At 60.4% G+C, this 22,873-nt stretch carries 21 protein-coding genes and 1 pseudogene; 8 read left to right on the top strand and 14 right to left on the bottom strand.

The window, feature by feature from the left end:
- Positions 1–2 precede the first annotated feature (2 nt).
- Positions 3–1,256 (bottom strand): sarcosine oxidase subunit beta family protein, encoded by a 1,254-nt coding sequence (locus tag AGR2A_RS22460; RefSeq protein ID WP_044459223.1) that lies wholly within the window; start codon positions 1,254–1,256, stop codon positions 3–5.
- An 85-nt stretch (positions 1,257–1,341) separates the two neighbouring features.
- Between AGR2A_RS22460 and AGR2A_RS22455 the strand changes: the two genes are divergently transcribed.
- On the top strand, positions 1,342–2,388 hold the full coding sequence (locus AGR2A_RS22455; protein ID WP_167378238.1) for a GlxA family transcriptional regulator: 1,047 nt from the start codon (positions 1,342–1,344) through the stop codon (positions 2,386–2,388).
- Between the two features lie 88 nt (positions 2,389–2,476).
- On the opposite strand, the gene AGR2A_RS22450 is transcribed toward AGR2A_RS22455, so the two are convergent.
- The 11 genes and pseudogenes from AGR2A_RS22450 to AGR2A_RS22400 all read right to left on the bottom strand — a co-directional run bounded on the left by AGR2A_RS22450 (position 2,477) and on the right by AGR2A_RS22400 (position 14,267).
- A complete protein-coding gene (locus tag AGR2A_RS22450; protein WP_072493117.1) occupies positions 2,477–3,292 on the bottom strand; it encodes a DUF2189 domain-containing protein in 816 nt (271 codons plus the stop codon).
- Between the two features lie 187 nt (positions 3,293–3,479).
- Positions 3,480–4,874 carry an FGGY family carbohydrate kinase gene (locus AGR2A_RS22445; RefSeq protein ID WP_072493118.1) on the bottom strand — a complete coding sequence of 465 codons (1,395 nt, stop codon included), beginning with the start codon at positions 4,872–4,874 and terminating at the stop codon, positions 3,480–3,482.
- Positions 4,874–6,136, bottom strand: a complete 1,263-nt coding sequence (locus AGR2A_RS22440; RefSeq protein WP_072493119.1) for an NAD(P)/FAD-dependent oxidoreductase — start codon at positions 6,134–6,136, stop codon at positions 4,874–4,876. Before AGR2A_RS22440 ends, AGR2A_RS22445 begins: the two co-directional genes overlap by 1 nt.
- Complete coding sequence (locus AGR2A_RS22435) at positions 6,133–7,530, bottom strand: NAD(P)/FAD-dependent oxidoreductase (protein ID WP_072493120.1); 1,398 nt, start codon at positions 7,528–7,530, stop codon at positions 6,133–6,135. The genes AGR2A_RS22440 and AGR2A_RS22435 overlap by 4 nt, the downstream gene beginning before the upstream one ends.
- A gap of 145 nt (positions 7,531–7,675) precedes the next feature.
- Positions 7,676–8,469 (bottom strand): annotated as a pseudogene (locus AGR2A_RS22430) (ABC transporter permease).
- A 12-nt stretch (positions 8,470–8,481) separates the two neighbouring features.
- A complete protein-coding gene (locus tag AGR2A_RS22425) occupies positions 8,482–9,360 on the bottom strand; it encodes an ABC transporter permease (RefSeq protein WP_004445419.1) in 879 nt (292 codons plus the stop codon).
- Positions 9,357–10,430 (bottom strand): ABC transporter ATP-binding protein, encoded by a 1,074-nt coding sequence (locus AGR2A_RS22420; RefSeq protein ID WP_072493428.1) that lies wholly within the window; start codon positions 10,428–10,430, stop codon positions 9,357–9,359. The genes AGR2A_RS22425 and AGR2A_RS22420 overlap by 4 nt, the downstream gene beginning before the upstream one ends.
- A gap of 214 nt (positions 10,431–10,644) precedes the next feature.
- Positions 10,645–11,685 (bottom strand): ABC transporter substrate-binding protein, encoded by a 1,041-nt coding sequence (locus AGR2A_RS22415; protein WP_006698406.1) that lies wholly within the window; start codon positions 11,683–11,685, stop codon positions 10,645–10,647.
- A 62-nt stretch (positions 11,686–11,747) separates the two neighbouring features.
- Positions 11,748–12,413: an RraA family protein gene (locus AGR2A_RS22410; protein WP_006698407.1), complete on the bottom strand. Its 666-nt coding sequence runs from the start codon at positions 12,411–12,413 to the stop codon at positions 11,748–11,750.
- A 15-nt stretch (positions 12,414–12,428) separates the two neighbouring features.
- On the bottom strand, positions 12,429–13,211 hold the full coding sequence (locus tag AGR2A_RS22405) for a carbon-nitrogen hydrolase family protein (protein ID WP_234797343.1): 783 nt from the start codon (positions 13,209–13,211) through the stop codon (positions 12,429–12,431).
- Positions 13,212–13,358: 147 nt separating this feature from the next.
- Complete coding sequence (locus AGR2A_RS22400) at positions 13,359–14,267, bottom strand: LysR family transcriptional regulator (protein ID WP_004445429.1); 909 nt, start codon at positions 14,265–14,267, stop codon at positions 13,359–13,361.
- A 312-nt stretch (positions 14,268–14,579) separates the two neighbouring features.
- On the opposite strand from AGR2A_RS22400, the gene AGR2A_RS22395 reads away from it, so the two are divergent.
- From AGR2A_RS22395 to AGR2A_RS22380, 4 genes are all read left to right on the top strand, one after another.
- Positions 14,580–16,079, top strand: coding sequence for a helix-turn-helix transcriptional regulator (locus AGR2A_RS22395; RefSeq protein WP_072493122.1), 1,500 nt, complete (start codon positions 14,580–14,582; stop codon positions 16,077–16,079).
- A 118-nt stretch (positions 16,080–16,197) separates the two neighbouring features.
- On the top strand, positions 16,198–16,377 hold the full coding sequence (locus AGR2A_RS22390) for a CsbD family protein (protein WP_004445431.1): 180 nt from the start codon (positions 16,198–16,200) through the stop codon (positions 16,375–16,377).
- Between the two features lie 7 nt (positions 16,378–16,384).
- Positions 16,385–16,732 (top strand): BON domain-containing protein, encoded by a 348-nt coding sequence (locus AGR2A_RS22385; RefSeq protein ID WP_080823375.1) that lies wholly within the window; start codon positions 16,385–16,387, stop codon positions 16,730–16,732.
- Positions 16,729–17,235: a DUF992 domain-containing protein gene (locus AGR2A_RS22380; protein WP_072493123.1), complete on the top strand. Its 507-nt coding sequence runs from the start codon at positions 16,729–16,731 to the stop codon at positions 17,233–17,235. Before AGR2A_RS22385 ends, AGR2A_RS22380 begins: the two co-directional genes overlap by 4 nt.
- Before the next feature lie 64 nt (positions 17,236–17,299).
- Here the strand turns inward: AGR2A_RS22380 and AGR2A_RS22375 are convergent, their stop codons facing one another.
- A complete protein-coding gene (locus AGR2A_RS22375; protein WP_072493124.1) occupies positions 17,300–18,574 on the bottom strand; it encodes an NAD(P)/FAD-dependent oxidoreductase in 1,275 nt (424 codons plus the stop codon).
- 15 nt (positions 18,575–18,589) lie between these two features.
- Positions 18,590–19,258 carry a haloacid dehalogenase type II gene (locus AGR2A_RS22370; protein WP_072493125.1) on the bottom strand — a complete coding sequence of 223 codons (669 nt, stop codon included), beginning with the start codon at positions 19,256–19,258 and terminating at the stop codon, positions 18,590–18,592.
- Between the two features lie 324 nt (positions 19,259–19,582).
- Here AGR2A_RS22370 and AGR2A_RS22365 point away from each other — a divergent pair, with 324 nt between their 5' ends.
- From AGR2A_RS22365 to AGR2A_RS22355, 3 genes are all read left to right on the top strand, one after another.
- Positions 19,583–20,419, top strand: a complete 837-nt coding sequence (locus AGR2A_RS22365) for a GNAT family N-acetyltransferase (RefSeq protein WP_072493429.1) — start codon at positions 19,583–19,585, stop codon at positions 20,417–20,419.
- Positions 20,420–20,435: 16 nt separating this feature from the next.
- Positions 20,436–21,809: an aspartate aminotransferase family protein gene (locus AGR2A_RS22360; protein ID WP_072493126.1), complete on the top strand. Its 1,374-nt coding sequence runs from the start codon at positions 20,436–20,438 to the stop codon at positions 21,807–21,809.
- A 258-nt stretch (positions 21,810–22,067) separates the two neighbouring features.
- Complete coding sequence (locus tag AGR2A_RS22355; RefSeq protein ID WP_072493127.1) at positions 22,068–22,781, top strand: HAD-IA family hydrolase; 714 nt, start codon at positions 22,068–22,070, stop codon at positions 22,779–22,781.
- Positions 22,782–22,873: the final 92 nt, after the last annotated feature.

The following is a 22,873-nucleotide window of genomic DNA, read 5'->3' as shown; positions in this document are numbered from 1 at the left end:
CCTCAGTGCGCCACGGCGGCGGCGGCGGCCTCATCGATCAGGCGGCCGGAGCGGAAGCGTTCCAGCGTGAACGGCGCATTGATCGGGTGCGGTTCGTTTTTGGCGATGGTCCAGGCGAAGGTGTGGGCAGCACCCGGCGTGGCCTTGAACCCGCCAGTGCCCCAGCCGCAATTCACATAAAGACCAGTGACAGGGGTCTTGCCGAGGATGGCCGAGCGATCCGGCGTGACGTCGACAATGCCGCCCCATTTGCGCAGCATCCGCATGCGGTTGAAGATCGGGAAGATTTCGACGATGGCCGCGATCGTATGCTCGATCAGCGGCAGGCCACCGCGCTGCGAATAGGACGTATACTGGTCCGTGCCCGAACCGATCACCAGTTCGCCCTTGTCCGACTGGCTGATATAGGCGTGCACGGCGTTCGACATGACAACACAGGGGAAAATCGGTTTGATCGGCTCCGACACCAGCGCCTGCAAGGGATAGCTCTCAAGCGGCAGGCGGACACCGGCCGTATCCATGACGACAGAGGTGTGGCCGGCGGCGGAGACTGCGACCTTCTTGGCCTTGATGAAGCCCCTCGCCGTCTCGACACCGGCAACGGAACCGTCGGCGTTGCGGCGAATAGCGGTGACCGGGCAGTTCTGGATGATATCCACACCGCGGGCGGCGGCACCGCGGGCATAACCCCAGGCGACCGCATCGTGGCGCGCCGTGCCCGCTCGCTCCTGCAATGCGCCCCCCATGACAGGGTAACGCGCATTAGGCGAAAGGCTCAACGGCGGGCAATATTCCTTGCATTCCTCAGGCGTGAGCCAGCGATTGTCGACACCGTTCAGGCGATTGGAATGGATATGACGCTTGAAGCTCTGCACATCGTGAACATTATGGGCCAGCATCAGCACGCCGCGCCGCGAATACATGACGTTGTAGTTCAGTTCTTGGCTGAGATTTTCCCAGAGATCGACGGCGTGATCGTAAAGACGGGCGCTTTCGTCATAGAGATAGTTGGAGCGGATGATCGTCGTGTTGCGGCCGGTATTGCCGCCGCCGAGCCAGCCCTTGTCGATGACCGCAACATTGGTGATGCCATGCTGGCTGGCCAGATAATAGGCCGCCCCAAGACCATGGCCACCCGCGCCGACGATGATCACGTCATATTCGGCTTTCGGCTGGCTGTCGGGCCATTGTTCTTCCCAGTTTTTATTGCCTGTCAGGGCATTCTTCAAAAGACTGAAAGCATTAAAACGCGTCATGATCGGACCCGACGGTTGGAAAATCTGTTGTCGTAAAAGCTAGGAGCATTTGCCGTCCCCCGGCTGGACAATCGCGTCTGTTTGCATGAATATTTGCGTCATGAAATCGCACGCCGCCAAAAAACGCCTCAGCGTCGCCTTCCTGCTTGCCGACCGCTTCACGCTGTCAGCCTTTGCGAATTTCGTCGACGTGCTGCGCCTTGCCGCGGACGAGGCGGACCGCTCCCGACCCATCCTCTGCGAATGGTCGGTGCTCTCCGCAACGCTCGGCAGTGTGCAGTCGAGCTGCGGCGTGAAAGTGCAGCCGGATACGCGGCTGAGCGATGCCGGTCACTACGACTACATCGTCGTTGTCGGCGGATTGATCAGCGATCACAGCGCCCTGCCGCCGGAAGCACTGCGCTTCCTGAAAGACCGCGCAACGGCAGGCGTTCCGATTGTCGGCCTCTGCACCGGCGTCTTCATCCTCCACGAAGCGGGCCTGCTCGATGGCTATCGCTGTTGCGTAAGCTGGTTCCACCACCAGGATTTTCTCGACCGTTTCGATACGGTTCAGATGATCTCCGACCAGATCTTCGTCATCGACCGCGACCGGCTGACCTGTTCGGGCGGCCATGGTGCCGCGCATCTGGCGGCTTTCCTCGTCGAGCGCCATGTCGGCCAATCCGCCGCCATCAAGAGCCTTAACATCATGATGATCGACAGCGCGCTGAGCGGTGAGAAACCCCAGCCCGGTCAGCAGAGCACACGTAAGGCCAGCGATCCCCTTGTCAAAAAAGCGATCCTGCGGATGCAGCAGAATATCGAGGTTCCCAAGACCGTGCTGGAACTGGCAAGCGACCTCGGCCTTGGCCGCCGCAGCCTCGAGCGGCGTTTCCTCAATGATCTGAGGGCGGCACCATCCAAGGTCTATCTGGAGCTCCGTCTCGACCGGGCGCTCTCGCTCCTGCGCACCACGCACGACCCCATCACCCAGATCGCGCTTGCCACCGGCTTTTGCGACGCACCCCACCTTTCCCGTACGCTTCGAACCGAGCGCGGTTTTACGCCCAGCGAATATCGCAAGACACAGGCTGGCCACACGGCAACCGAGGAAGAATTTGCCGTCGGCGTGCTGCTTCCACAATCCTGAATGTGGTTGCGCCGATCTTACGAACCGCCGCTTTCGAAGGTTACCCGTCATCACCGCAAGAACGGCACGACAGGTTTGCTCGATAAATTCAAGGCATACGGCTGGAATAATCGGGGACGATCATTTTCCGATAAAGGTGCCATGTAGAATGGCCGAGAACGGGCACGACAACCGCTAAACCGACGAATGCCGGGATCGTCCCGAGAACGAGCAGCGCAGCGACAATCAAGCCCCACAGCGCCACCGGAATCGGGTTGGCAAGCGTGGCACGGATGCTTGCATCCACCGCCGCGACCGCGCCGACATCCCGATCAAGCAGCAGAGGAAACGTCACCACCGTTGTCGCCAGCACGATGACGGCAAAAACGCAGCCAGCCAGATTTCCCCAGATGACGAGAGAGAGTCCTTGCGGGGTCATGAATACATCGGAGAGGAAGGTGGAGAGCGAAACCGGTGCCGTCGCATCGAAATTCGCGGTGTAGATGCGCTGCGCAACAATCAGCCAGACGGCGAAAAGCACAAGCAGCATGACGGCGACCGCGATGATCGACGGCAGTGCCGGAGAGTGACGAACCTCCAGCGCGTGCCGCCACGAACTATCCAACCCCTGTTCGCGCCGTCGACTGATTTCATAGAGGCCGATCGCCGCGACTGGTCCAATCAGTGCAAAACCCGACATCAGAGGATAGATCAGCGGCAGCATATTAGCGCCGGCACTCCACATCACCATGAAAACACCGGCGATCGGATACATGAGACAGAGAAAAAAATAATGGGACGGCTTTTCTTTAAAGTCCTCCAGTCCCAGCCTTAACGCGTCGGCTATATCTGCAATACCAATCTTGCGGACTTCCGGGCGGGCAAATTCGCCACTCGCACCGGCCATGACATGGAATGCCGTCATAGCACTTCTCCTCCTGCGCCATGATCCGGCTGGCAGTATGGGAACGCCCGGCGACTTTCACCCGTGCGTCAAACAGCAACCGGCCGACTTGTAATTTATCAAATTTCGTCGCCTTTGTCGCCTGTTCAATTCCACCCACTGGTCCCTCTACGCCAAAGGAGGTGTGACAGCTTGTTGCCGAGGCGCCTTACCGCCCCCAGCAGCGGGCATTGTCTATGGCGCGTGCGAACCGGGCATGATCTTCGGCGCCGACTGATCCATCGGGCGCGAATATCTCGGTCTCGCGCCGCATGGCGGCGACATCTATGCCGCACAGTTCGGCCAGACCGAGCGCCGTCAACTCGCGCATGGCCGGCACGCAAATGGTCCGGCCGCTGGCTGCTGCCAGAAAACGGACAAAATAGCGGCTGTTCGACAGGCCGCCATCGATGGAGATCGTGTCGCCTATAGGAGCAACCGCCGATGCAGCTTCGATCAGCCGCGCCGTCAGCAGGGCAATGCCTTCCAGCACCGCGCGCACCATGTCACTCCGCTCGGTGGCGTGGTTCATACCGATGAACAGCGGCGCGGCGTGTCTGTCCCAATAAGGCGCGGCAAGGCCCGAAAACGCGGGTACGAACGCGAGACCACGGCGAATGGCCGATGGCCCCTCAAAACAATCGAGTTCGGCATTTTCAGCGTAGAGGCCAATCTTTCTCGCCCATTCGACCGCCGCGCCGGCATCATAAACGCCGCCTTCAATGGCGAAAACGGCAGGCGCGCCCTGCATCTGCCAGGCAATTGTTGGCAGAAGCTCCCCCGTCGATGCGCGCCCGTTACCGGCAACGGACAACAGAAACGCCCCCGTTCCGAAAGTTATCTTGCAATCGCCTGCCGTGCGGCAGCCGTGGCCATAAAGTGCGGCCTGCTGATCAACGATGGAAACGCGGATGGGCGTTCCCTCGATCGAGCCGAAGCCGCCGTCGACAGGGCCGACCATGGGCAGGCAATCCATCGCCACGCCATGCAGCGCGCAGAGCTCCGGACTCCAGTCTCCGGTTGAAAGATCCAGCAGCCCCGTGCGCGACGCCGTCGCAAGGTCGGTGCGGAAACAGCCCGTCAGCCGGTCTAGAAAGAACGCGTCGGTGGTGCCCAGCCGCAAACGCCCGGCCGTCTTCGCCTCTGCCACTGCCGGATTGTGCCTGACCAGCCAGGCCAGTTTGCTGGCCGAAAAATACGGATCGAGAGGCAGCCCGCAAATCTCTTTCGAAAGATGTGTTGCCGAGGGCGGCAGGGCGGCCAGCGTCTGGGCGGTGCGGGCATCCTGCCAGACGATGACCGGCGAGAGCGCCTCACCGCTGACGGCATCCCACGCCAGACAACTTTCGCCCTGATTGGCAATGGCGATGGCGTCCACCGGCCCGGCGGCGGCGAGCACCGCGCGGATATTAACAAGCAGTTCTTCCGGATCATGCTCCACATGATTGGCGGCGGGGTAAAATTGTGCGTGACGCCGGCTGGCCACAATCTCCGCCTTGCCGCCATCGGTCACCACAAGGCACCGGGTTGACGTCGTCCCCTGGTCGATCGCCGCAATGCGCATCAACTGGTCTCCTGAAAATGAAAGGAAATCTGAGCCGCTTCAAACGCCGCAGCGGGAATGGGCACAAGCACACGGCGTTCAGGGAACCACTGGCCGGTCTTGCTCCACACTTCCTTTCCATCGAGATGAAGCGAAAGCAGGCCTCGAACGCGCCTGGTGAAACGAAGCTGAAAGTCATGAAATGCGGGTCTGTCGAGCCCGCCCGGCCGTAACATGGCGGGAACCGCCAGCTTGAGCGGATCGGCGAAGGTGACGGGCACCCCCGGCGCGCTGCAGGGTGCCCGGGCGAGATCGTTTGCCACCGCCGCGCCAACCCGACGGCCTTCGCGAAACGCCCAGCCGCCCGTTTCCACGGCCCGCAAGACATTTCCGCCGGCGAAGAAGATCGGATTGGCCATTCGCCCGTCCTGGTCGATCAACGGCCCGGCACTGCCTGCCGCCACCTCCACCGCGGATGCATCGAGAAGCGCCGCCTCCGGCGTGAATCGCCCGGTGAGCAGAACACCATCGCACTGAACTGTCAGGATACGACCATCCACCAGACGGATATCCGCCTCCTCGACCCGGCCGCGTCCGCGGATATCCGTGAGTGCGGCGCCACAATGAAAGGGCACCCCAACAACCGGCGGGAAGCATCGAAAAGGCCACCGCGCGAATGGATAAGGTTCCGGCTCGATCATCGCCACCGGCCGGGCATGATGCGTAAGGCAGGTCAAAAGCGCAGAAAAGGAAACAAGTTCCGAACCGACGATCAGCGGCCGGCGAAATGGCATGATGCCGTGAAAGGCGACATAGGCTTGCAGCGTGCCGGTGGTCAGGACGCCCACCGGCCTGTCACCGGGCAGAAGCCGCGCGGAGCGTGGTTTTTCCCGCGCGCCCGTGGCCAGCACGATGCGCCGGGCCTTCAGTGTCCCGACGCCGCGTGCCGATGTCACCAGCAGCGTGCCATCCTGCCCCAGCTCGACGACGGAATGACCGGTGCGGATATCGATATCCGATTCCTGCGCCTGTCGCTGCAGGCGTTGCGCATAAGCCGGGCCTAAATAGACGCGTCCGAATTCGCGCATGCCAAAAGGTGAATGCACGCAATGCCGGGTGGCGCCACCGAGAGCGGGTTCACGGTCGAGGATCATCACGCGGGGGATACCGCGCGCTTTCAGCTCCAGCGCCGCAGCCACGCCCGCCGGACCGCCGCCGACCACGATGACATCTGCATTCTCAAGGTTTTGATGCACGCGCGGAAACGGCTCCCCGGCGCTCATAGGTCCGCTCCCTCCCGGACGGAAAGCGGCGTTGCCAGACGGTCGCCGGTCATCGCGGCCAACCGCGCGTTGCAATAAAAGCCCTGACAGCGCCCCATCCCGGCGCGGGTACGCCGCCGCAGGCCTCCGAAATCGCCGGGTGGCACCGGGCTCGAAAATGTCGCCTCGATTTCCCTGCGGGTGACGAGTTCGCAATGACAGACGATTTCGCCGTGATCGGCACGCTGCCAGTCCCGCCCGCAGGTTTCGGTCAGATTGGGCATCGTCACTTCGGGGATTGAGGATGGCGGGTTAAAGCGCGTACCGAAACCTTCGTGAAGCCTCAGCGCATGCTGCGCCAGTCCGAGCGCCGCACTGAGGCCCGTGGAGCGAATGCCGCCGAGCGTGATCGCCCGCCGGTCTGGCCGGATGGAAATCCGGTAGTGCTTTTTTTCAGAGGCCGGGCGCAGACCGGCATAAACAGCCGTCACGGAAACGGAGGCCAGCGCGGGAACGATCTCCGCACCGCGTTCCAGCAGTCCTTCCAGCGGCGCCGTCTCGACCGTCGCGCGTTCGCGATCTTCCTGCTCTTCCGCCGTCGGACCGACAAGAACGTTGCCGAAGGCGGTCGGGCACACCACGATGCCCTTGGTGATTTCGGTCGGAACGGGCAAAACAATGCGCGGCACATACCGACGGGCAGCTTTATCAAGCACCACGAACTGCCCCTTGCGGGGCTTGATGGTGAAGTCGGGCGGAAATCCCAGACGTGCGTCGACGATATCTCCGAACAGCCCGGCGGCATTGACGACGCTGGCGGCAAATATAGTGCCTGCCGTCGTCTCTATCTGCCACACGCCGTCGAATGCACCGGACAGGACCTCCGCGTTGCGCAGCAGCTGGGCACCCAGCGCCACCGCCTGCGTGAGATAGCCGAGCGGCGCGGACCAGGGATCGATGATATGTTCGCCCGGAACGTCAAGTGCGGCGACAAGGCGGCCTGACAGGCCCGGCATGGCTTCACGGGCCTGCTCGGCCGTGCGTAACTCAAGCCCGGCAATGCCGTTGCGCCGCCCCTGTTCGGCGATCGCCTGCAGTTTTTCCGCTTCGCCCGGGTTCCAGGCGCAGACCAGTGCGCCCGTTTCGACGATGCTGAGACCCATCCGGCCATGAATGGAGAGATATTCCGCCCGGCCTGCCTTCACCAGTTCCAGCTCCAGGCTGCCTTCCGGCGCATCGAAACCGGTATGGAGGATGGCGCTATTGGCCTTGGAAGCGCCGGAGAGGATGTCGGGGCCTTTTTCGATCACCACCACCTTCGCACCGGCCAGTGCGAAACGGCGGGCGACCGCGCAACCGACGACACCAGCGCCAATGACGGCGACATCAAATTCCGTGGAGGGGGTCTCGGCCATGGGCTTACCTTTGCCTTCGTCGTTCCAAGCGAGATCAACAGGCGCGACGAGTCGCACCGATGCAGCAGCGGTGTTGATAAACGGGAATGAAATCTTCGCCTTTGCCAGTCAGGGGCAGCCGGCACCGGCCGGCGACCCCGCGACTTTACTTCACAAAAGTCTTTGTCAGGCCCGCCGTGCGGTCAACGATGAAGACGACGGCAAGTGTGAGCACGATCAAGAGAACGGAAATGGCCGCAACAAGCGGATCCGCCTGCGTCTCCACATGCTGATACATGGCGACCGGAAGCGTGGTGATGCGCGGACCCGTGAGGAACAGCGAAATCACGGCTTCATCGAACGACACCAAAAAGGAAAGCGCCGCCGTCGCCACGACACCCGGCGCAATCATCGGCATGGTCACGCGGCGGAAAACCGTGAGCGGCGATGCGCCCAGGGTGGAGGCGGCCTCTTCGAAGATCAGCGGCAGGCCGGCAAGCGAGGTGGTAAGCACACGCAGCGCATAAGGCAGCACGATGATGAGATGCGCGATCACCAGACCGGTGAAGGTGCCGAGCAGACCGGCACCGGCAAAGACGATAAGGATAGCAAGGCCGAGAACGATTGTCGGCAGCAGCAGCGGCGCGGTGAAGAAGGCGAGAAGCGCGTCCGCGCCGATGACCCGCATGCGAACGATGGCATAGGAGGCCGGCAGCGCGATCAGCATGGACAGCACGGTGACGATGATGGCGAGAAGGGTGCTGGTGCCCAGCGCTCCCATCATCTTCGAATTATGCATGAGATCCACATACCAGCGCAGGCTCCAGCCCGAAGGCGGGAAAGCCATGTAGCTATCGGCCGAAAACGAGATCGGCACCACGAGCACCACGGGCGCCAGCAGAAAAGGAACATGATGAAGGCGACGATTTTCAGCGCCAGCGGAACGGGACGTTCTTCCATCTTCGATCTCCCCTAAAGAATGGCCCGCAGAAGCCGGGAATAAAGCACCAGAGCTGCACCGAAGATCACGAGAATGATCATCGACAACGTCGCAGCGAGCGGCCAGTTGAGCGTCACGATGGCCTGATCGTAAATTTCCGTCGCCAGAAGGAAGACACGCCCGCCGCCAAGCAGCTTGGGGGTGATGAACGAACTGACGGCGAGGACGAAAGAGAGCAGGCAACCGAGCGCGACACCGGGCATGGTGAGCGGCACGATGATGCGCCAGAACACCTTCCAGGGCGATGCGCCGAGTGTTTCGGCCGCCTCCTCGACACGCGGATCGAGCCTGCCGAAACCGGCAAGCAGCGCCAGGATCATATAGGGCATCAGGATTTCGGTGAGACCGATGACAACGCCGACCTTGTTGAACAGCAGCCGCACACCGCTTTCCGCACCGAATGCGAAGAGGATATTGTTGATGAGGCCGTCATCGGCAAGGATCGCGATCCAGCCATAGGTACGCACCACGGCCGAGGTCAAAAGCGGCGAGATGACCAGTACCAGCAGCAGCGTCTTCCAGCGACCCTGCGCCCGGTGAAGATAGAGCGCGATGGGATAGGAAGCGATAAGCGTGAGGACGGTGATCAAGAGGCTGGTCAGAATGCTCTGGCCGATCAGTTCGATATAAAAACCGTCGGTCAGCGTCGATGTCCAGTTGTCGAGTGTGTGGGCTTCGCCAAGACCGCCGCCGCCGAGGCTTTCGCGGAAGGAAAGCAGGAGCAGGTTGAAGACCGGCATCACAAAGGCAAGGCCGTTGACCGCAATGATCGGCCCGAGAAGAAGCGTTGCGAGAAACACCATGGAGGATGTACGGCTGCCGGGAGCCGTGATCATGACCGCCGCTGTCATTGGTTTGCTCCGAAGACCAGCGTGTCCTCCACGCGCCAGACGAGGCTGACCGCGCTGCCCGCCGCCACCGGCGTTTCGCCGCCTGATGTGGCACGCTCTACGGACAGCGTCTGGCCGCCCGCGGCGATCTCGTAATGGAGGATGTCACCGGCATAATAGACATCGCGGACTTCACCGGCGATACGATTGACCGGTGCTCCCTCGAAATCGGGCGCGACGTCACCGGCCACCGTCATTGCCATGCGATGCGGCCGGACCATAAGATCGATCGTGCCATTGTGCGAACCGGGCGCCCGCAATACCGCATCACCGACCGTGATGTGATCGCCGACCGCGTTTCCGACCAGGCGGTTGGTGCGGCCGACGAAAGAGGCGACGAATGCCGTCGCCGGGCGCTCGTAGAGGTCGTGCGGCGTGCCGAGCTGTTCCAGACGCCCGCCATTGAGGACGGCGACCTTGTCGCACATGCTGAGCGCCTCCACCTGATCATGGGTGACGAAGATTGAAGTGATGCCGAGCTGTTTCTGGATACGGCGGATTTCAGAGCGCATCTCGTCGCGCAGCTTGGCGTCGAGATTGGAAAGAGGCTCGTCGAACAGGAGAATAGAGGGCTGGATGACGAGAGCACGTGCCAGTGCGACACGCTGCTGCTGGCCGCCGGAAAGCTGGGCCGGTCGGCGGTCCTCGCGCCCTTCCAGACGCACCATGGCGATTGCCTCACGGGCACGCCGTTCCGCTTCCGCAGCCGGCACCTTGCGCATTTCAAGACCGAACATGACGTTCTTGAGAACCGTCATATGCGGGAACAGCGCATAGCTCTGAAAGACAAGGCCAATATCGCGCTTGTAGGGCGCAAGCCGGGTTACGTCCTTGCCATCGATCAGGATCGAGCCCGACGTCACCGGGGCAAGCCCGGCAATCATGCGCAACGACGTCGACTTGCCGCAGCCGGACGGACCGAGAAAGGCGACCAGTTCGCCTTTGGGTATCTCGAGATTGAGATTATCCACGGCGACCATGGTTTCATAGCGCTTGGTCAGCGAACGAATTGAGAGAAATCCTGGCTGCATGATGTCTGAAGTTCCCATTCTGGCTTTTTGCCTTTCTCCAGAGCATGTCAGACACTTGGCGTCTTGAACATGTCCTGTCCCTTGCGCGCCGACCCACCTCGCCACCGAACCGAGCGTCGGTGGAGAAGATGAGCCAAGAGGTTTGGTATGCTGCTTCCGCAGCCGACAAGGGGTGCGGAAGTCTTGCCATTTCTCACGCCAGGCGCGAAAAGCCTCAGCGGCTGAGCGGAATGACCTTGCGACGCCAGTCCTGCGTGATCTGGTCACGAACCTTCGAGAGGCCGATCCAGTCAACAGGAATGACCTTGTCCATCGCCTTGACGACCGTGCGATCGCTGACATCGGCAGCCACCGTCGCCTTGGCATTGGTCGGCGCATAATACATGGCGGCGGTGAAAGCGGCCTGGGCTTCCGGGCTCAATGCATAATCGACGAACTTGCGGGCCGCCTCGGACGAAGGGCCTCCTTTGACGAGGTTGAGCGTATTGATCTGGAGGATCGTACCTTCCTTCGGAAGAACGACCTTCATCTTGCCCTTGGAACCATCGGCATTCACCTGGCTGCGGGCGTTCCAGCCGACGCCCAGCGATACCTGGCCATTGACGACATTCGGATAGACTTCCGGTTTCGGTTCCCAGGTCTGGACGTTCGGCGCGACTTCCGCCATCGCATTGATGCCGGCGTCGATATTCTTGATGAAGTCTTTGCCGCCATTCATGTGATCCATGATGATCGTCGTGCCGATACCGACGATGTCAGGGGCGCTCAGCATGGCGACCTTGCCCTTGAAGGCGCTGTCTTTCAGGGCATTCCAGCTGTCCGGGGCGGTCTTGACCGCATCGGTATTGTAGATGAGAACCAGATTGTCGAAAGTCACGCCAACACCGGCCACACCTTCGAAGCGCGCGTTCGGATAAAGGTCGGCGACATTCTTCGTCACGCTTTCATCGATCGTGTCGAACAGGCCTTCATCGGTGCCGGTTTTGGCAACAGAGACATCCATCAGCGCGATATCGGATTGCGGTGCAGCTTTCTGGGCGCGCAGCGAGCCGAGCATGGCGGCAGAACCCTGCTGCGGGAAATATTCGACCTTGATGTCAGGGTTGGCGGCCATGAAAGGCTCGATGACGGCCTTCGTGTAACGCTCCTGGAAAAGGCCGCTATAGCCGAGGAACGTCACGGTCTGCTGGGCCTGCGCCGGCAGGGCAGCCGCACCGAGCATGAGAATCCCACTCAGAAGTATCGTTTTCTTCATTGTCCTGTTCTCCTCTATTGTTATTGGGAGTGGCGAACGGATCCGCCACCCGTAAGCCTGTGTCAGGCGCTGAGCTTGGCCTGGACGAATTTATTGGCGCCCGAAATATCCGGCAGCTTCTCGCCGTTGCGCAGGCGCTCCAGAAGCACGATCTCGGCTTCCTGCATGCCGATGGCGCGCTCCGCCATGGCGCGAGCCTGGCTCGGATGAAGGGCGACCACACCGCTCTCATCGCACAGGATCGCATCACCCGGATTGATCACCTGGCCGCCAACGCTGATTGGAATATTGATCGCGCCTTCCAGACCGAGGATCTTCGTGGTGATCGGCGACGGGCCGCGGCACCACATGGGCATGTCCACCTTGGTGAACTCCGAAAAATCGGTCGCTGGACCATCGACGACACCGGCTTTGACACCGGCCATCTTCATGGTGTTGGTGATGACGCCGCCCCAGCAAGCGTGGCGGGTATCACCGCAACGGTCGATGAGAACGATATCCCCCGGACGCACGAGTTGCGTCAGGTAGTGCAGCATGGTCGAATCCGCATTCGGGATGCGAAGCGTGACGGCGGTGCCCGCCACGCGCTTGCCCGGAAGGACCGCCCGGATTTCAGGATCGACGAAACCGGAATGGAGCACATGGCCGATCGTCGCGACTTCGACCTTTTCAAGAAGTTCGATGATGTCGGGGCCGATCTGTTCCGGCATGGGGTTAACGATAAACATTGGGTCTTTCTCCGATCAGAGAACGTGGTGGTTCGCCACCGGCACGTTGGCGCGCACCTTGGCCGAATAGTCGAAGTCGAGAGCGGCGCCGGCTGTCCCGACAGTGTCGGAGCATTGCGCGACGATGTGACCCCACGGATCGATGACCATGGAATGTCCCCAGCAGGCTTTCTTTCCACCCGCATGGGTGCCGATCTGTCCGACGGCAAGGAAATAGGTCTGCGTCTCGACGGCGCGGGCGCGGGCCAGCACTTCCCAATGGTCCTTCCCCGTCATCAGCGTGAATGCAGCCGGCAGAACGATGACATCCGCGCCCTTGTCCCGCAGCGCACGGAACAGTTCCGGGAAGCGGATATCGTAGCAGATGCCGCAACCGACCGTCTTGTCGCCAACCTTATAGGTTACGACCTCTTCGCCGCGGGCGACGGAATCGGATTCGCGGTAGCTGATGCCGTTCGGCGTATCGACGTCGAACAGGTGAATCTTGCGATAACGGGCGATCTGCTTGCCATCAGGGCCGAAAACGAGGGTCGAATTATAGAAGCGGTTGCCTTCCTTCTCGACGATGGAGCCGGCATGGAGCGTTATGGCATGCTTCTTCGCGAGCCCCGAAAGCAGCGTATAGATTTCACCGCCGGGAAATTCCTCGCCGCTTTTATGCATCTCCTGAGGATTATCTCCAAGAAATGCAAAGTATTCAGGAAGAACAACAAGGTCGGGATTGTCCGCCTTGACTGCATTCTCAATCAAATCGGCAGCAACCTTCAGGTTCTCTGCCTTGTCATTCTGGGTATTCATTTGAACAAGTGAGACTTTCACGTTGCTCTCCTCTCATGTTGCGAGGAGAATTAAGAACGGGAACTGTTTTCGTGACAAACGGAAAAACTCTATCGAAACCCATAAGATAAGCTTATAGATTAATCATCTCGCAATGCAGCATAAAAATTAAGCTGCGGCGGTCATCCACTGAATCGTGGTTTCACTGACGATTTCCGTCGCCATGTCGGCGATCGCGCGGGCGAGCGCATTGTCGCCTCGCTCCTGGTAAACCGTGTGAAAGGTCAGGGGCGGCACCGATGGCGTGATGTCGAGAATACGCGCTTCCCCAGATTTGATGATGCCGTCCACCAAGACACGCGGCAGCGCACCGACGCCGACGGCCGTGGCAACGAGGCGTGTCATGATCGACAGTGAATTCGAATTATAAATGCGGCTGTCGGACAGGCCGTGCGAATCCAGAAGCGCCCGCAACGCCTGATGCGGCTGCGAGCCGGTGGAGAAGGTAAGCAACGGAAAATGCGCGATATCTTCAAGCGTCACGCCGGTTTCCGGCAGCGGCAGTTCGACCGCGCCCACCCAGCAGGATTCGAAGGTGCAAAGCGGTGAGTTATAGATGTCAGCAGCCATGATCGGCCCCATGATGAAGCCGACATCCACCTCGCCGTTCTGGATACGCTGTGAAAGTTTCAGGCTGGTATCGATTGTCAGATCCAGACTGACGCCGGGATATTGCTCGTTCATGCGGCGGATGAGAAGCGGCAGCCAGGCATACACGATCGTATCGGCAGCACCGATCCTCACCGTCCCCCTCAGCGCTTCCCGATTGCTGACGATTTGCCGAAATTCGCCGGTGAGATTGACGATCTTTTCGGCATGTTGCAGCGCCAGACGACCGGCGGGCGTCAGGTTGACGCAGCGCACATCACGCGTGAACAGCACGACGCCAAGCTCCCGCTCCAGCGCGGCGATGCGGTTTGAAACAGATGCCTGGGTCGTGTGCAAGCGTTCCGCGGCTGCCGAAAAGCTGCTCAATCGGGCAGCCCAGAGAAAGGTTTCGAGGAATCGGGTATTCATGGCTCAATCTTCTCGGATGGCTGCGCGACCCAGCTTCAAGTCACTGGCGTCGTCTTGCCCTTGGCATCTGTGGTTCAAGAGGCAGTATGTCCGATGCGCGCGCCCATAAGCAAGTGATCACCGCCGCGTTTGCAGGGGGCGAAAATGAGCCTTGAGGTGACGGGATGACGGACAGCCAACAAATCCGCACCATCCGATTCCGGCGCTTATCGCGGTCACGCGGCGCGTTATCGTGTCGTCTATCCGTGCCTTGCAACACTTGGCGGAACTTGGCGTTATAAAGGCATAAAGTTTCTAGATGCCAGGGGCGACATGGACGACAGCGTGACCATTCCCAAGATCAACCGGCTCGTATTGCAAAATCTCGTAACCGGGCTGAGCGACGGGCTGATCCTTCTCGAAAACGACGGAACAATCGCCTGGGCCAACAGGGCGGCGCTTGTGATGCACCGCATAGAATCGGTATCCGAACTCGGCGACGATACCGAAAGCTACCGGCGGAATTTCACGCTTCGGTATCGCAATAATCACCTTCTAGACGCAGGGCAATATCCGCTTGAGCGGCTTCTTGCCGGCGAGACCTTTGAAGACGTCACTGTGGAAATATCTCCGAGTGACGATGAAACCGAATGCTGGGTGCACACCGTGCGTGGCCTCATCCTGGAAGATGCCGGCGCGAAACCGGATGTGCTGGTGCTGATCATTCGTGACGAGACGCCGCGCTACGAAGCGGAGGCACGTTTCGAGAGTGCTTTTAACGCAAATCCCGCACCTGGTCTCATCTGCAGGCTTGAAGACCAGCGCTTCATTCGTGTCAACCAGGGCTTTCTGGAAATGACCGGCTTCAGCCGGGAGGATATTATCGGCATCAGCGTCGAGGAACTCGGCCTGTTTTCCGAATGCGATACCGGCGAGGATGCGCTGAAACGCCTGCATGAAGGACGTGTCATACGCCAGCGTGAGGCGCTCATCCCCATTCCCGGCGGCGACCGGCTGGTGATCGTGGCGGGAGAAACCATCGCCGTTTCCGAAGAGCCGTGCATGCTTTTTACCTTCGCCGATCTCGACGGCCGCCGGAAAGCACAAAATGCACTTCGCCAGAGCGAGGAGCGCTTTTTCAAATCCTTCCGACTCTCGCCCGCACCGGCTGCGATTTCGAGGCTTGAAGATTTCGTGCTGACAGAAGTCAACGATGCATTTCTGACGCTGTGCGGACGCAAGGAAGCCGAGGTGGTGGGCAAGACGGCGAGCGAACTGAAATTGTGGGACGATGTGGCAGCACGGCGCGATGTCGAAAAGCGGCTGAAGGACAATATCCCGATCCGCAACGAGAACCTGCGCATGAACCTTGCCGATGGCAGCGCGGCCGAATGTATCGTTTCTGCAGAACGCGCCGAGATCAATGACCAACTCTGTGTCATCTGGGCGATACAGGATGTGACGGAACGACGCCGCTCCGAGAACGAACTGATCGAGGCGATCGAGAGCGTCATGGCCGATACATCATGGTTCAGTCGCACCGTGGTGGAACGGCTGGCAGGGCTCAGGCAGAATTCCCGCGGGGCGTCATCTTCCGCTTCGCTCAAGGATCTCACCGAGCGTGAAGAGCAGATATTGTCTCTGATCTGCGACGGATGCAGCGACAAGGAAATGAGCGACCGGTTGAACCTGTCCAGACATACCATCCGCAATCATATCGCGTCGCTATACGGCAAGATCGGCGTCAACCGCCGCACAGCGGCGGTCATCTGGGCTAGGGAGCGCGGTTTTGCCGGCCGCCGGGAAAAACAACATTCGCCACCCGCAAAATAGGTCAATTTGTACCAGTTGAACTAGTAGCTAATGCTCTGCAAGGAGCACTATTCCAGGGCTACCTTTCCATCATGCCGTTACCAACCGCGGCACGCTCAAACGATGGAAGGAGTTCGTCATGGACAATAACCGTATCGAAGGTATCGCCCGTCAGGCAAAGGGCACGATCAAGGAAGCAGCCGGCAAGATCACCGGCAATGACAAGCTTCAGGCTGAAGGCAAGGCCGAAAAACTGGCCGGCCAGGCGCAGGAAAAGCTGGGCCAGACGAAGGATACCGTCAAAAAAGCATTCAAGTGAACCGTCAATGTTCAAGGCAGGAGGTTTCACCATGATGCTTGCGTGCGAAGCAACCCCGGCGGCAAGCTGCCTTCCGCAGGAGGTCAGCCTCTGCGCCGCCCTGCAGGCCGTAATCGCCTATGCTGACGGACAGGAGAAAAGCTCAATCTCCGTCACGTCGGTCGAGGGCCGTATTGTGCTCTCGGGCGAGGTTGAAACGCTCTCTGCCTTCGAACGTGCGGTGATCATCGCGGAATGTTTCGCATCGCGGCCGATCATTGCGGATCTGGCGATCCGGCAGCCGCCCTATCCCTATCTGGATGCCTCTTCCCCACGCATCCGCCTCGTGAATGATAACAGGAGTGACAGACAATGAAAAAACTCGTTCTCGCAACTGCAATTGCAACGCTGGCCATTGCCCCACTCGCTTCCGCCGAGACGAAGCACAACGGCAAGCGCGCTACGGAAACCGCGCAGAAGGAGCGTGTCGGCACGCTGTCGTGTGAAATCGCCGGCGGCGTCGGCCTCGTCGTCGGATCCAGCAAGGCGGTGAACTGCGAATTCCGCCAGCGCTCAGGAAAGACTGAGCGCTACACGGGAAAGATCGGCAAGCTCGGTCTCGACATCGGCGTGACCGGCAAGACCTATATGAGCTGGATCGTGCTGAACACGGCGGCAAGCCGTGTGGGTGACGGTGCGCTGAGCGGTGATTATGTCGGCGCTTCCGCAGGAGCGTCGGTCGGGGTCGGTCTCGGTGCCAATGCGCTGATCGGCGGCAATGCCAAAAACTTTGCCCTGCAGCCGATCAGCGCCGAAGTGGGAACCGGCGTGAATGTTGCAGCGGGTGTATCCCACCTTCAACTGAAGCGCGCGGGTTGACCGTTCATCCGGGGCATTCAAGGAGAGGCCGCGCCTGGCTGGCGCGGCCACAAATTGCGGCCGGCTACTGTATCTTGTCCAGCATCTTGTAATATAAACCCACGAGCGGCAGGAACCAGGGCTTGCCGAAATGACCTGGCACCGCCGGCCACTCAAGCCCCTTTAGCGGGTTGTTGTCCGGCCGCCCCAGAATGGCGTCCGCCACCACCATGCCGAGATGTGTGGAAAGCTGCGCCCCGTGACCGGAATAGCCCATGGCATACCAGACGCCATCGTGATAGCCGGCCCGCGGATAGCGGTCCTTGGTCATGTCCACCAGTCCGCCCCAGCAATAGTCTATCGGCACATGCGAAAGCTGGGGAAAAATGCGATGGAGGCTTTCCGTCAGGATCGCTCCGCTCTTGGCGTCAGAACGCTGGTCCGACGTGGCGGAGAAGCGCGCACGGCCGCCAAAGATCAGCCGGTTATCCGGAGCCAGCCGGAAGTAGTTGCCGATGTTCATGGAATTGACATAGGTTCGATTACCTGGAACCGACGCCTTCACTTCTGCATCCGTCAGCGGCCGCGTGGCGATGATGAAACTGCCGACGGCGATAATGCGCCGGCGAAAATAACCGAAACCGGAGGGCGTGTAAGCGCCCGTCGCAACGAAAACATTGTCCGCGGTCACCTTGCCGCGCGCGGTTTCAAGTTCGTGAAGCCCGCCGTTCTGGATGTGTTTCGTCACCGACGCATTTTCGAAGATAACCGCGCCATGACGGCTGGCAGCTTCGGCGAGCCCTGCCACATAACGGCCCATATGCATCATGGCGCTCTTCTTCGAGAGCATGGCGCCATGAAAGGGCGAACCTATTTCCGCCGTCAGATCGGCGGCGGACAGAAGCGCCGTATCGGGATCGACCTCGGCGTGGACTGCTTCGAAATTCCTCGCCAGCCCTTCGAAATGCTGCGGCTTCGAGGCCATTTTCAGTTTGCCCGCCCGGCGGAAATCACAGTCGATACCTTCCTCGGCGATCAGGCTCTCCAGCGTGTCGATTGACGCGTCCAGCGCCTTGTAAAGGGCAACGGCCCGTTCCTTGCCAAGCTCCGCCTTGGCGGAAAGATAGGAATGGGCAAGGCCGTTATTGAGGTGCCCGCCATTGCGGCCGGAAGCACCCCAGCCGACCCGCTGCCCTTCCAGAACAACGACGCGCTCGCCCGCTTTCGCGAGCTGGCGCGCGGCACCAAGACCGGTAAAGCCGCCGCCGATGATGGCCACATCATAGTGACCCTCTACAGGACCTTCCGCCGCCCCCGCGAAAGAGGGGGCAGTATCGTGCCAGTAGGAGACGAGCTTCATGGCCTGGTCCTTTCCTTACAGTCCGACAACACCCGCGAGACCGGAAATATCGGCGATCTCGACATAACCATAATAAGGGTTTGCCGGTTCGTGGCCGCGATTGACCCAGACCTTGTTCTTGATGCCGAGATCATGGGCCGACATCAGGTCGTAACGGAATGAGGACGAGACGTGGAGAATGTCTTCCGGACCACAGCCGAGCATGTCGAACAAATATTCGAAAGCCTTGAAATGCGGTTTGTAGGCCTGCGCCTGCTCGGCCGTATAGACGGCATGGAACGGCGCACCGAGCTTTGCGACATTCGACATGATCTGCGAATTCATGGCGTTGGACAGGATGACGAGCGGAATTTCGTTGGCGACCTTCGCCAGACCAGCGGGGACATCCGCGTGCGAACCCCAGGTCGGAACGCGCTCATAGGTCATGATGGCATCCTCGTCCTTGAAGGATACGCCGTTGCGCTTGCATGTCCGTGACAGCGCGTTGTGAACGACTTCAGCGTAAGGCTTCCAGTCATGCATGACCTCGTCCAGACGATAAGCGGAGAAATTCTTGATGAATTCCTGCATCTGCGCTTCATCCAGGCGGTCGCCGTAAAGATCGCGGGCGGCCTCGGCCATCTGAAAGTTAATCAACGTACCGTAGCAATCGAAAGTGATGTATTTCGGGCGGAAGATGGTCATGTCGTCGTCATCCTTGATTGGGGATCGAGTGTGGCCGGAATAATGAGATCATAGAAAGCCTTTGTCCCGTCGGCGCACCGCAATTGCCCGTCGCGAAAGCAGATTGTTGCGTATGTAGCTGCCAGTTTGGCAGAGAGTTGCGCGCGGAGAAACCCGGATGCCCTCGCCCGGCCCGGTTTGCCGCCAGGCGCGCACGACAGGCGGCATAAGATGCGGCAACGGATAAAAGCAACAGCGAAACATATCGAACCTTCCCATTTGTCGGGACAATCTTCTTCAAACCTCAGTCTATCAATGAACCAGCAGAGCAAACGGAGTTTCGGCATGCACGCCAGCCCCATCGACATCCAGTCCTTTCAACCTGACCATCTTGACGCCGCCGTCGAACTCTCGCGCCAGGCCGGTTGGCCGCATCGCAAGGAAGACTGGGCGCTTGTCCTTTCAATCAGCAATGGCTTCGTCGCGCTCGAAAACGGCCGTGTCGTCGGAACCGCAATGGCGACGTTGCTGGGAGATGGCTGCGCCACCGTCAATATGGTGATCGTGGATGAGGCAATGCGCGGGCGCGGTCTTGGCCGCCGTCTGATGGATGCGGCGATCGGCGCCACCGAAAAGCGCGAATGCCGCCTGGTCGCCACGGCCGATGGCCTTCCCCTCTATGAAAAAATGGGCTTCGTCGCCTCGGGGGAAGTGCTCCAGCATCAGGGTGTTCCTGTTCGTGGCGAAAAGCCGGCGGGTGTCGCCTGGCTCGAGACCGTCGTTCCAGGGGAGCTTGCGGTGCTCGATGCGCAGGCGTTCGGCGCGGACCGCACCGCACTATTTGCAGCGCTTGTCGCGAGAGCGCGTTTTGCCGAAGTCCGGCAGGAGGGCGTCCTCAAGGGCTTTGCAGCCCTGCGTGCCTTCGGGCGCGGTGAGGTCATAGGCCCGGTCGTGGCAGAAAATGCTGAAACTGCAAAGGCCCTCATCGCTTTCGTCATTGCCGAGCGCCCCGGCATGTTCCTGCGGGTGGACACCACCGCCGATACGGGTCTCGCCCCATGGCTCGTCGAAAATGGTCTTGCCCATGTCGGCGGCGGCATCGCCATGCGCCGACCGAAGACCGATATCGCCCCCGGCAGAAAATTCAAAACATTTGCATTGACCAGCCAGGCACTCGGCTGAATCCGGAGAGAGACCCATGTTAAGCAATTCCCTGATCGAACTGGACCGCGCCCATCTGGTGCACCCCGTCTCCTCCTTCCGCGGCCATGAGAAGCTGGGCGTGCGGGTGCTGAAATCGGCAAGCGGCGCCACCGTCACCGACATCACCGGCCACCAGCTCATCGATGGCTTTGCCGGTCTGTGGTGCGTGAATGCCGGTTATGGTCATGACAGCATCGTTGAGGCCGCGGCCAGACAGATGCGGGAATTGCCCTATGCCACAGCCTATTTCGACATTGGCAGCGAGCCGGCCATCCGGCTTGCGTCGGAACTCGCCGACCGAGCGCCCGGCGACCTGAACCATGTCTATTTCACGCTTGGCGGCTCCGATGCCGTGGACAGCACCATCCGTTTCATCCGCTATTACTGGCACGCCAGGGGTGAGCCGCAGCGTGACCAGTTCATCTCCATCGAACAGGGTTATCACGGCTCCACCACCGCCGGTTCGGGCCTCACCGCCCTGCCCGCGTTCCATGCTGGTTTCGGCGTGCCTTACGACTGGCAGCACAAAATCCCGTCGCACTACGCCTATCGCAACCCTGCCGGAAGCGATCCCGCCGCCATCATCGCCTCCTCCCTGCAAATTCTGAAGGACAAGATCGAGACGATCGGTCCGGAGCGCGTCGCCGCCTTTTATGCGGAGCCCATTCAGGGTTCAGGCGGGGTGCTCGTGCCGCCGCCCGGCTGGATCAAGGCCATGCGGCACCTCTGCAAGTCATACGGCATCCTTTTCGTCGCCGACGAAGTCATCACCGGCTTCGGGCGTACCGGCCCGCTTTTTGCCTGCGCCGACGAAGATATCGTGCCCGACTTCATCACCGCGGCGAAGGGCCTCACGTCCGGCTACGTGCCGATGGGCGCGGTATTCATGGCCGACCATGTCTACGACACGATTGCCGATTTCGCAGGCGAAGCGGCGGTCGGCCATGGCTATACCTATTCCGCTCATCCGGTCAGCGCAGCCGTGGGCCTGGAAGTGCTGAAGCTTTACGAAGGCGGCCTTCTGGAGAATGGCCGCCGCGCCGGCGCGCGCCTCATGGCGGGGCTGGAAGGGCTGAGAAGCCATCCGCTGGTCGGCGATGTGCGCGGCCGCGGCATGCTTGCCGCCGTCGAGCTTGTGACCGACAAGGAGAAAAAAACCCCGCTTCCGGCAGCGGCCATACCGGCCCGCAGGGTTTTTGACCGCGCCTGGGAGAACGGCCTCATCGTGCGCGCCTTCGCGAACGGCATCCTCGGCTACGCGCCGCCGCTCTGCTGTACGGATGGCGAGATCGATGCGATAATCGAACGAACGCTTAAAACCCTCGATCAGACGTTAGAGGACCCGGCCGTGCGGGCGGCCATGGCCTGAAGCGGCGACCGGCTCTTTCCGGCACCTTCGCGAAATGTCGCCACACAGCGCATATTCGCAATATTCTGCCGAAGAGCCGATCCATTTCGGAGAATCCGGCGCGCCGGACCTGCCAAACTATCCCTAAGAAAAAGCACAAAACGCCACTAAAACAGGCGTTTTCAAAAATGGGAACGGGACAAGGATTCCGTCCGGGAACGAAATAAAATGCCGCAACCCTCCCCTAAAAAGGACGTGGCGGCAGAGCGGAGACCGACATTGCCCAAAAAACTGAGCGACTTCAAATATATGAGCTTCGACGTGGTGGGAACCCTCATCGATTTCGAACGGGGTCTGACATCGACGCTGGCCGCAATCGGTGCGGAAAACGGTGTTGAGGTCGATGGTGAAAAGGCGCTCGCGCTCTACCGTGCGGCCCGCTACTCCGACGCGACCGACCTTTTTCCCGATGATCTCGTGCGCGTCTACCTCATCATTGCCCCTGAGCTCGGCCTGCCGGTGGAGCGCGCCTATGGTGAGCGTCTGCGCGACGCGGCGAAGGACTGGAAAGGCTTTTCCGACAGCCGCGCCGCCATGGCCGAACTTTCAAAGACCCACCGCCTGATCGCCATGACCAACGCCCGACGCTGGGCCTTCGACTATTTCTCGAAGGAACTCGGCAACCCCTTCCACGCCGCTTTCACCGCGGATGACACCGGCACTGAAAAGCCCGACCCTGCCTTCTTCGAGAAGGTCTTCTCCTTCGTGGAAAGCGAAGGAGCGTCGAAGGACGACATTCTGCACGTGGCGCAGAGCCAGTACCACGATATCGGCATTTCCCGAAAACTCGGCATGACCAATTGCTGGATAGAGCGTCGCCATGCCCAGAAGGGATATGGCGGCACGATCGAGCCGGAAAACTTCACCGAACCGGATTATCACTTCACGTCCATGGCCGGCCTTGCCGAAGCCGCCAGACAAACGGGCGGCTGAGCGCCGCTGCTGTCGGCGTGGCGCACACCGGTGCCCAGCCGCAGATAATTTCTACAGACGCATTTCAAGAAATCATACAAAAGGGGAAGACC

Origin of the sequence: Agrobacterium genomosp. 2 str. CFBP 5494 (assembly GCF_900013495.1) — a bacterium.
GTDB classification, from domain to species: Bacteria; Pseudomonadota; Alphaproteobacteria; order Rhizobiales; family Rhizobiaceae; genus Agrobacterium; species Agrobacterium pusense.
The sequence above is the reverse complement of the archived record's forward strand: the minus strand, read 5'-3'. Positions and strand labels throughout refer to the sequence as shown.

Bases quoted from the DNA above. Each gene is read 5' to 3' on its own strand.
- AGR2A_RS22435 (WP_072493120.1), bottom strand. From the start codon at position 7,530: ATGGCCGAGACCCCCTCCACGGAATTTGATGTCGCCGTCATTGGCGCT.
- AGR2A_RS22390 (WP_004445431.1), top strand. From the start codon at position 16,198: ATGGACAATAACCGTATCGAAGGTATCGCCCGTCAGGCAAAGGGCACG.
- AGR2A_RS22365 (WP_072493429.1), top strand. From the start codon at position 19,583: ATGCACGCCAGCCCCATCGACATCCAGTCCTTTCAACCTGACCATCTT.
- AGR2A_RS22450 (WP_072493117.1), bottom strand. From the start codon at position 3,292: ATGACGGCATTCCATGTCATGGCCGGTGCGAGTGGCGAATTTGCCCGC.
- AGR2A_RS22455 (WP_167378238.1), top strand. From the start codon at position 1,342: ATGAATATTTGCGTCATGAAATCGCACGCCGCCAAAAAACGCCTCAGC.
- AGR2A_RS22360 (WP_072493126.1), top strand. From the start codon at position 20,436: ATGTTAAGCAATTCCCTGATCGAACTGGACCGCGCCCATCTGGTGCAC.
- AGR2A_RS22400 (WP_004445429.1), bottom strand. From the start codon at position 14,267: ATGAATACCCGATTCCTCGAAACCTTTCTCTGGGCTGCCCGATTGAGC.
- AGR2A_RS22375 (WP_072493124.1), bottom strand. From the start codon at position 18,574: ATGAAGCTCGTCTCCTACTGGCACGATACTGCCCCCTCTTTCGCGGGG.
- AGR2A_RS22460 (WP_044459223.1), bottom strand. From the start codon at position 1,256: ATGACGCGTTTTAATGCTTTCAGTCTTTTGAAGAATGCCCTGACAGGC.
- AGR2A_RS22370 (WP_072493125.1), bottom strand. From the start codon at position 19,258: ATGACCATCTTCCGCCCGAAATACATCACTTTCGATTGCTACGGTACG.
- AGR2A_RS22395 (WP_072493122.1), top strand. From the start codon at position 14,580: ATGGACGACAGCGTGACCATTCCCAAGATCAACCGGCTCGTATTGCAA.
- AGR2A_RS22440 (WP_072493119.1), bottom strand. From the start codon at position 6,136: ATGAGCGCCGGGGAGCCGTTTCCGCGCGTGCATCAAAACCTTGAGAAT.
- AGR2A_RS22420 (WP_072493428.1), bottom strand. From the start codon at position 10,430: ATGCAGCCAGGATTTCTCTCAATTCGTTCGCTGACCAAGCGCTATGAA.
- AGR2A_RS22425 (WP_004445419.1), bottom strand. From the start codon at position 9,360: ATGACAGCGGCGGTCATGATCACGGCTCCCGGCAGCCGTACATCCTCC.
- AGR2A_RS22385 (WP_080823375.1), top strand. From the start codon at position 16,385: ATGTTCAAGGCAGGAGGTTTCACCATGATGCTTGCGTGCGAAGCAACC.
- AGR2A_RS22410 (WP_006698407.1), bottom strand. From the start codon at position 12,413: ATGTTTATCGTTAACCCCATGCCGGAACAGATCGGCCCCGACATCATC.
- AGR2A_RS22415 (WP_006698406.1), bottom strand. From the start codon at position 11,685: ATGAAGAAAACGATACTTCTGAGTGGGATTCTCATGCTCGGTGCGGCT.
- AGR2A_RS22445 (WP_072493118.1), bottom strand. From the start codon at position 4,874: ATGCGCATTGCGGCGATCGACCAGGGGACGACGTCAACCCGGTGCCTT.
- AGR2A_RS22380 (WP_072493123.1), top strand. From the start codon at position 16,729: ATGAAAAAACTCGTTCTCGCAACTGCAATTGCAACGCTGGCCATTGCC.
- AGR2A_RS22405 (WP_234797343.1), bottom strand. From the start codon at position 13,211: ATGAATACCCAGAATGACAAGGCAGAGAACCTGAAGGTTGCTGCCGAT.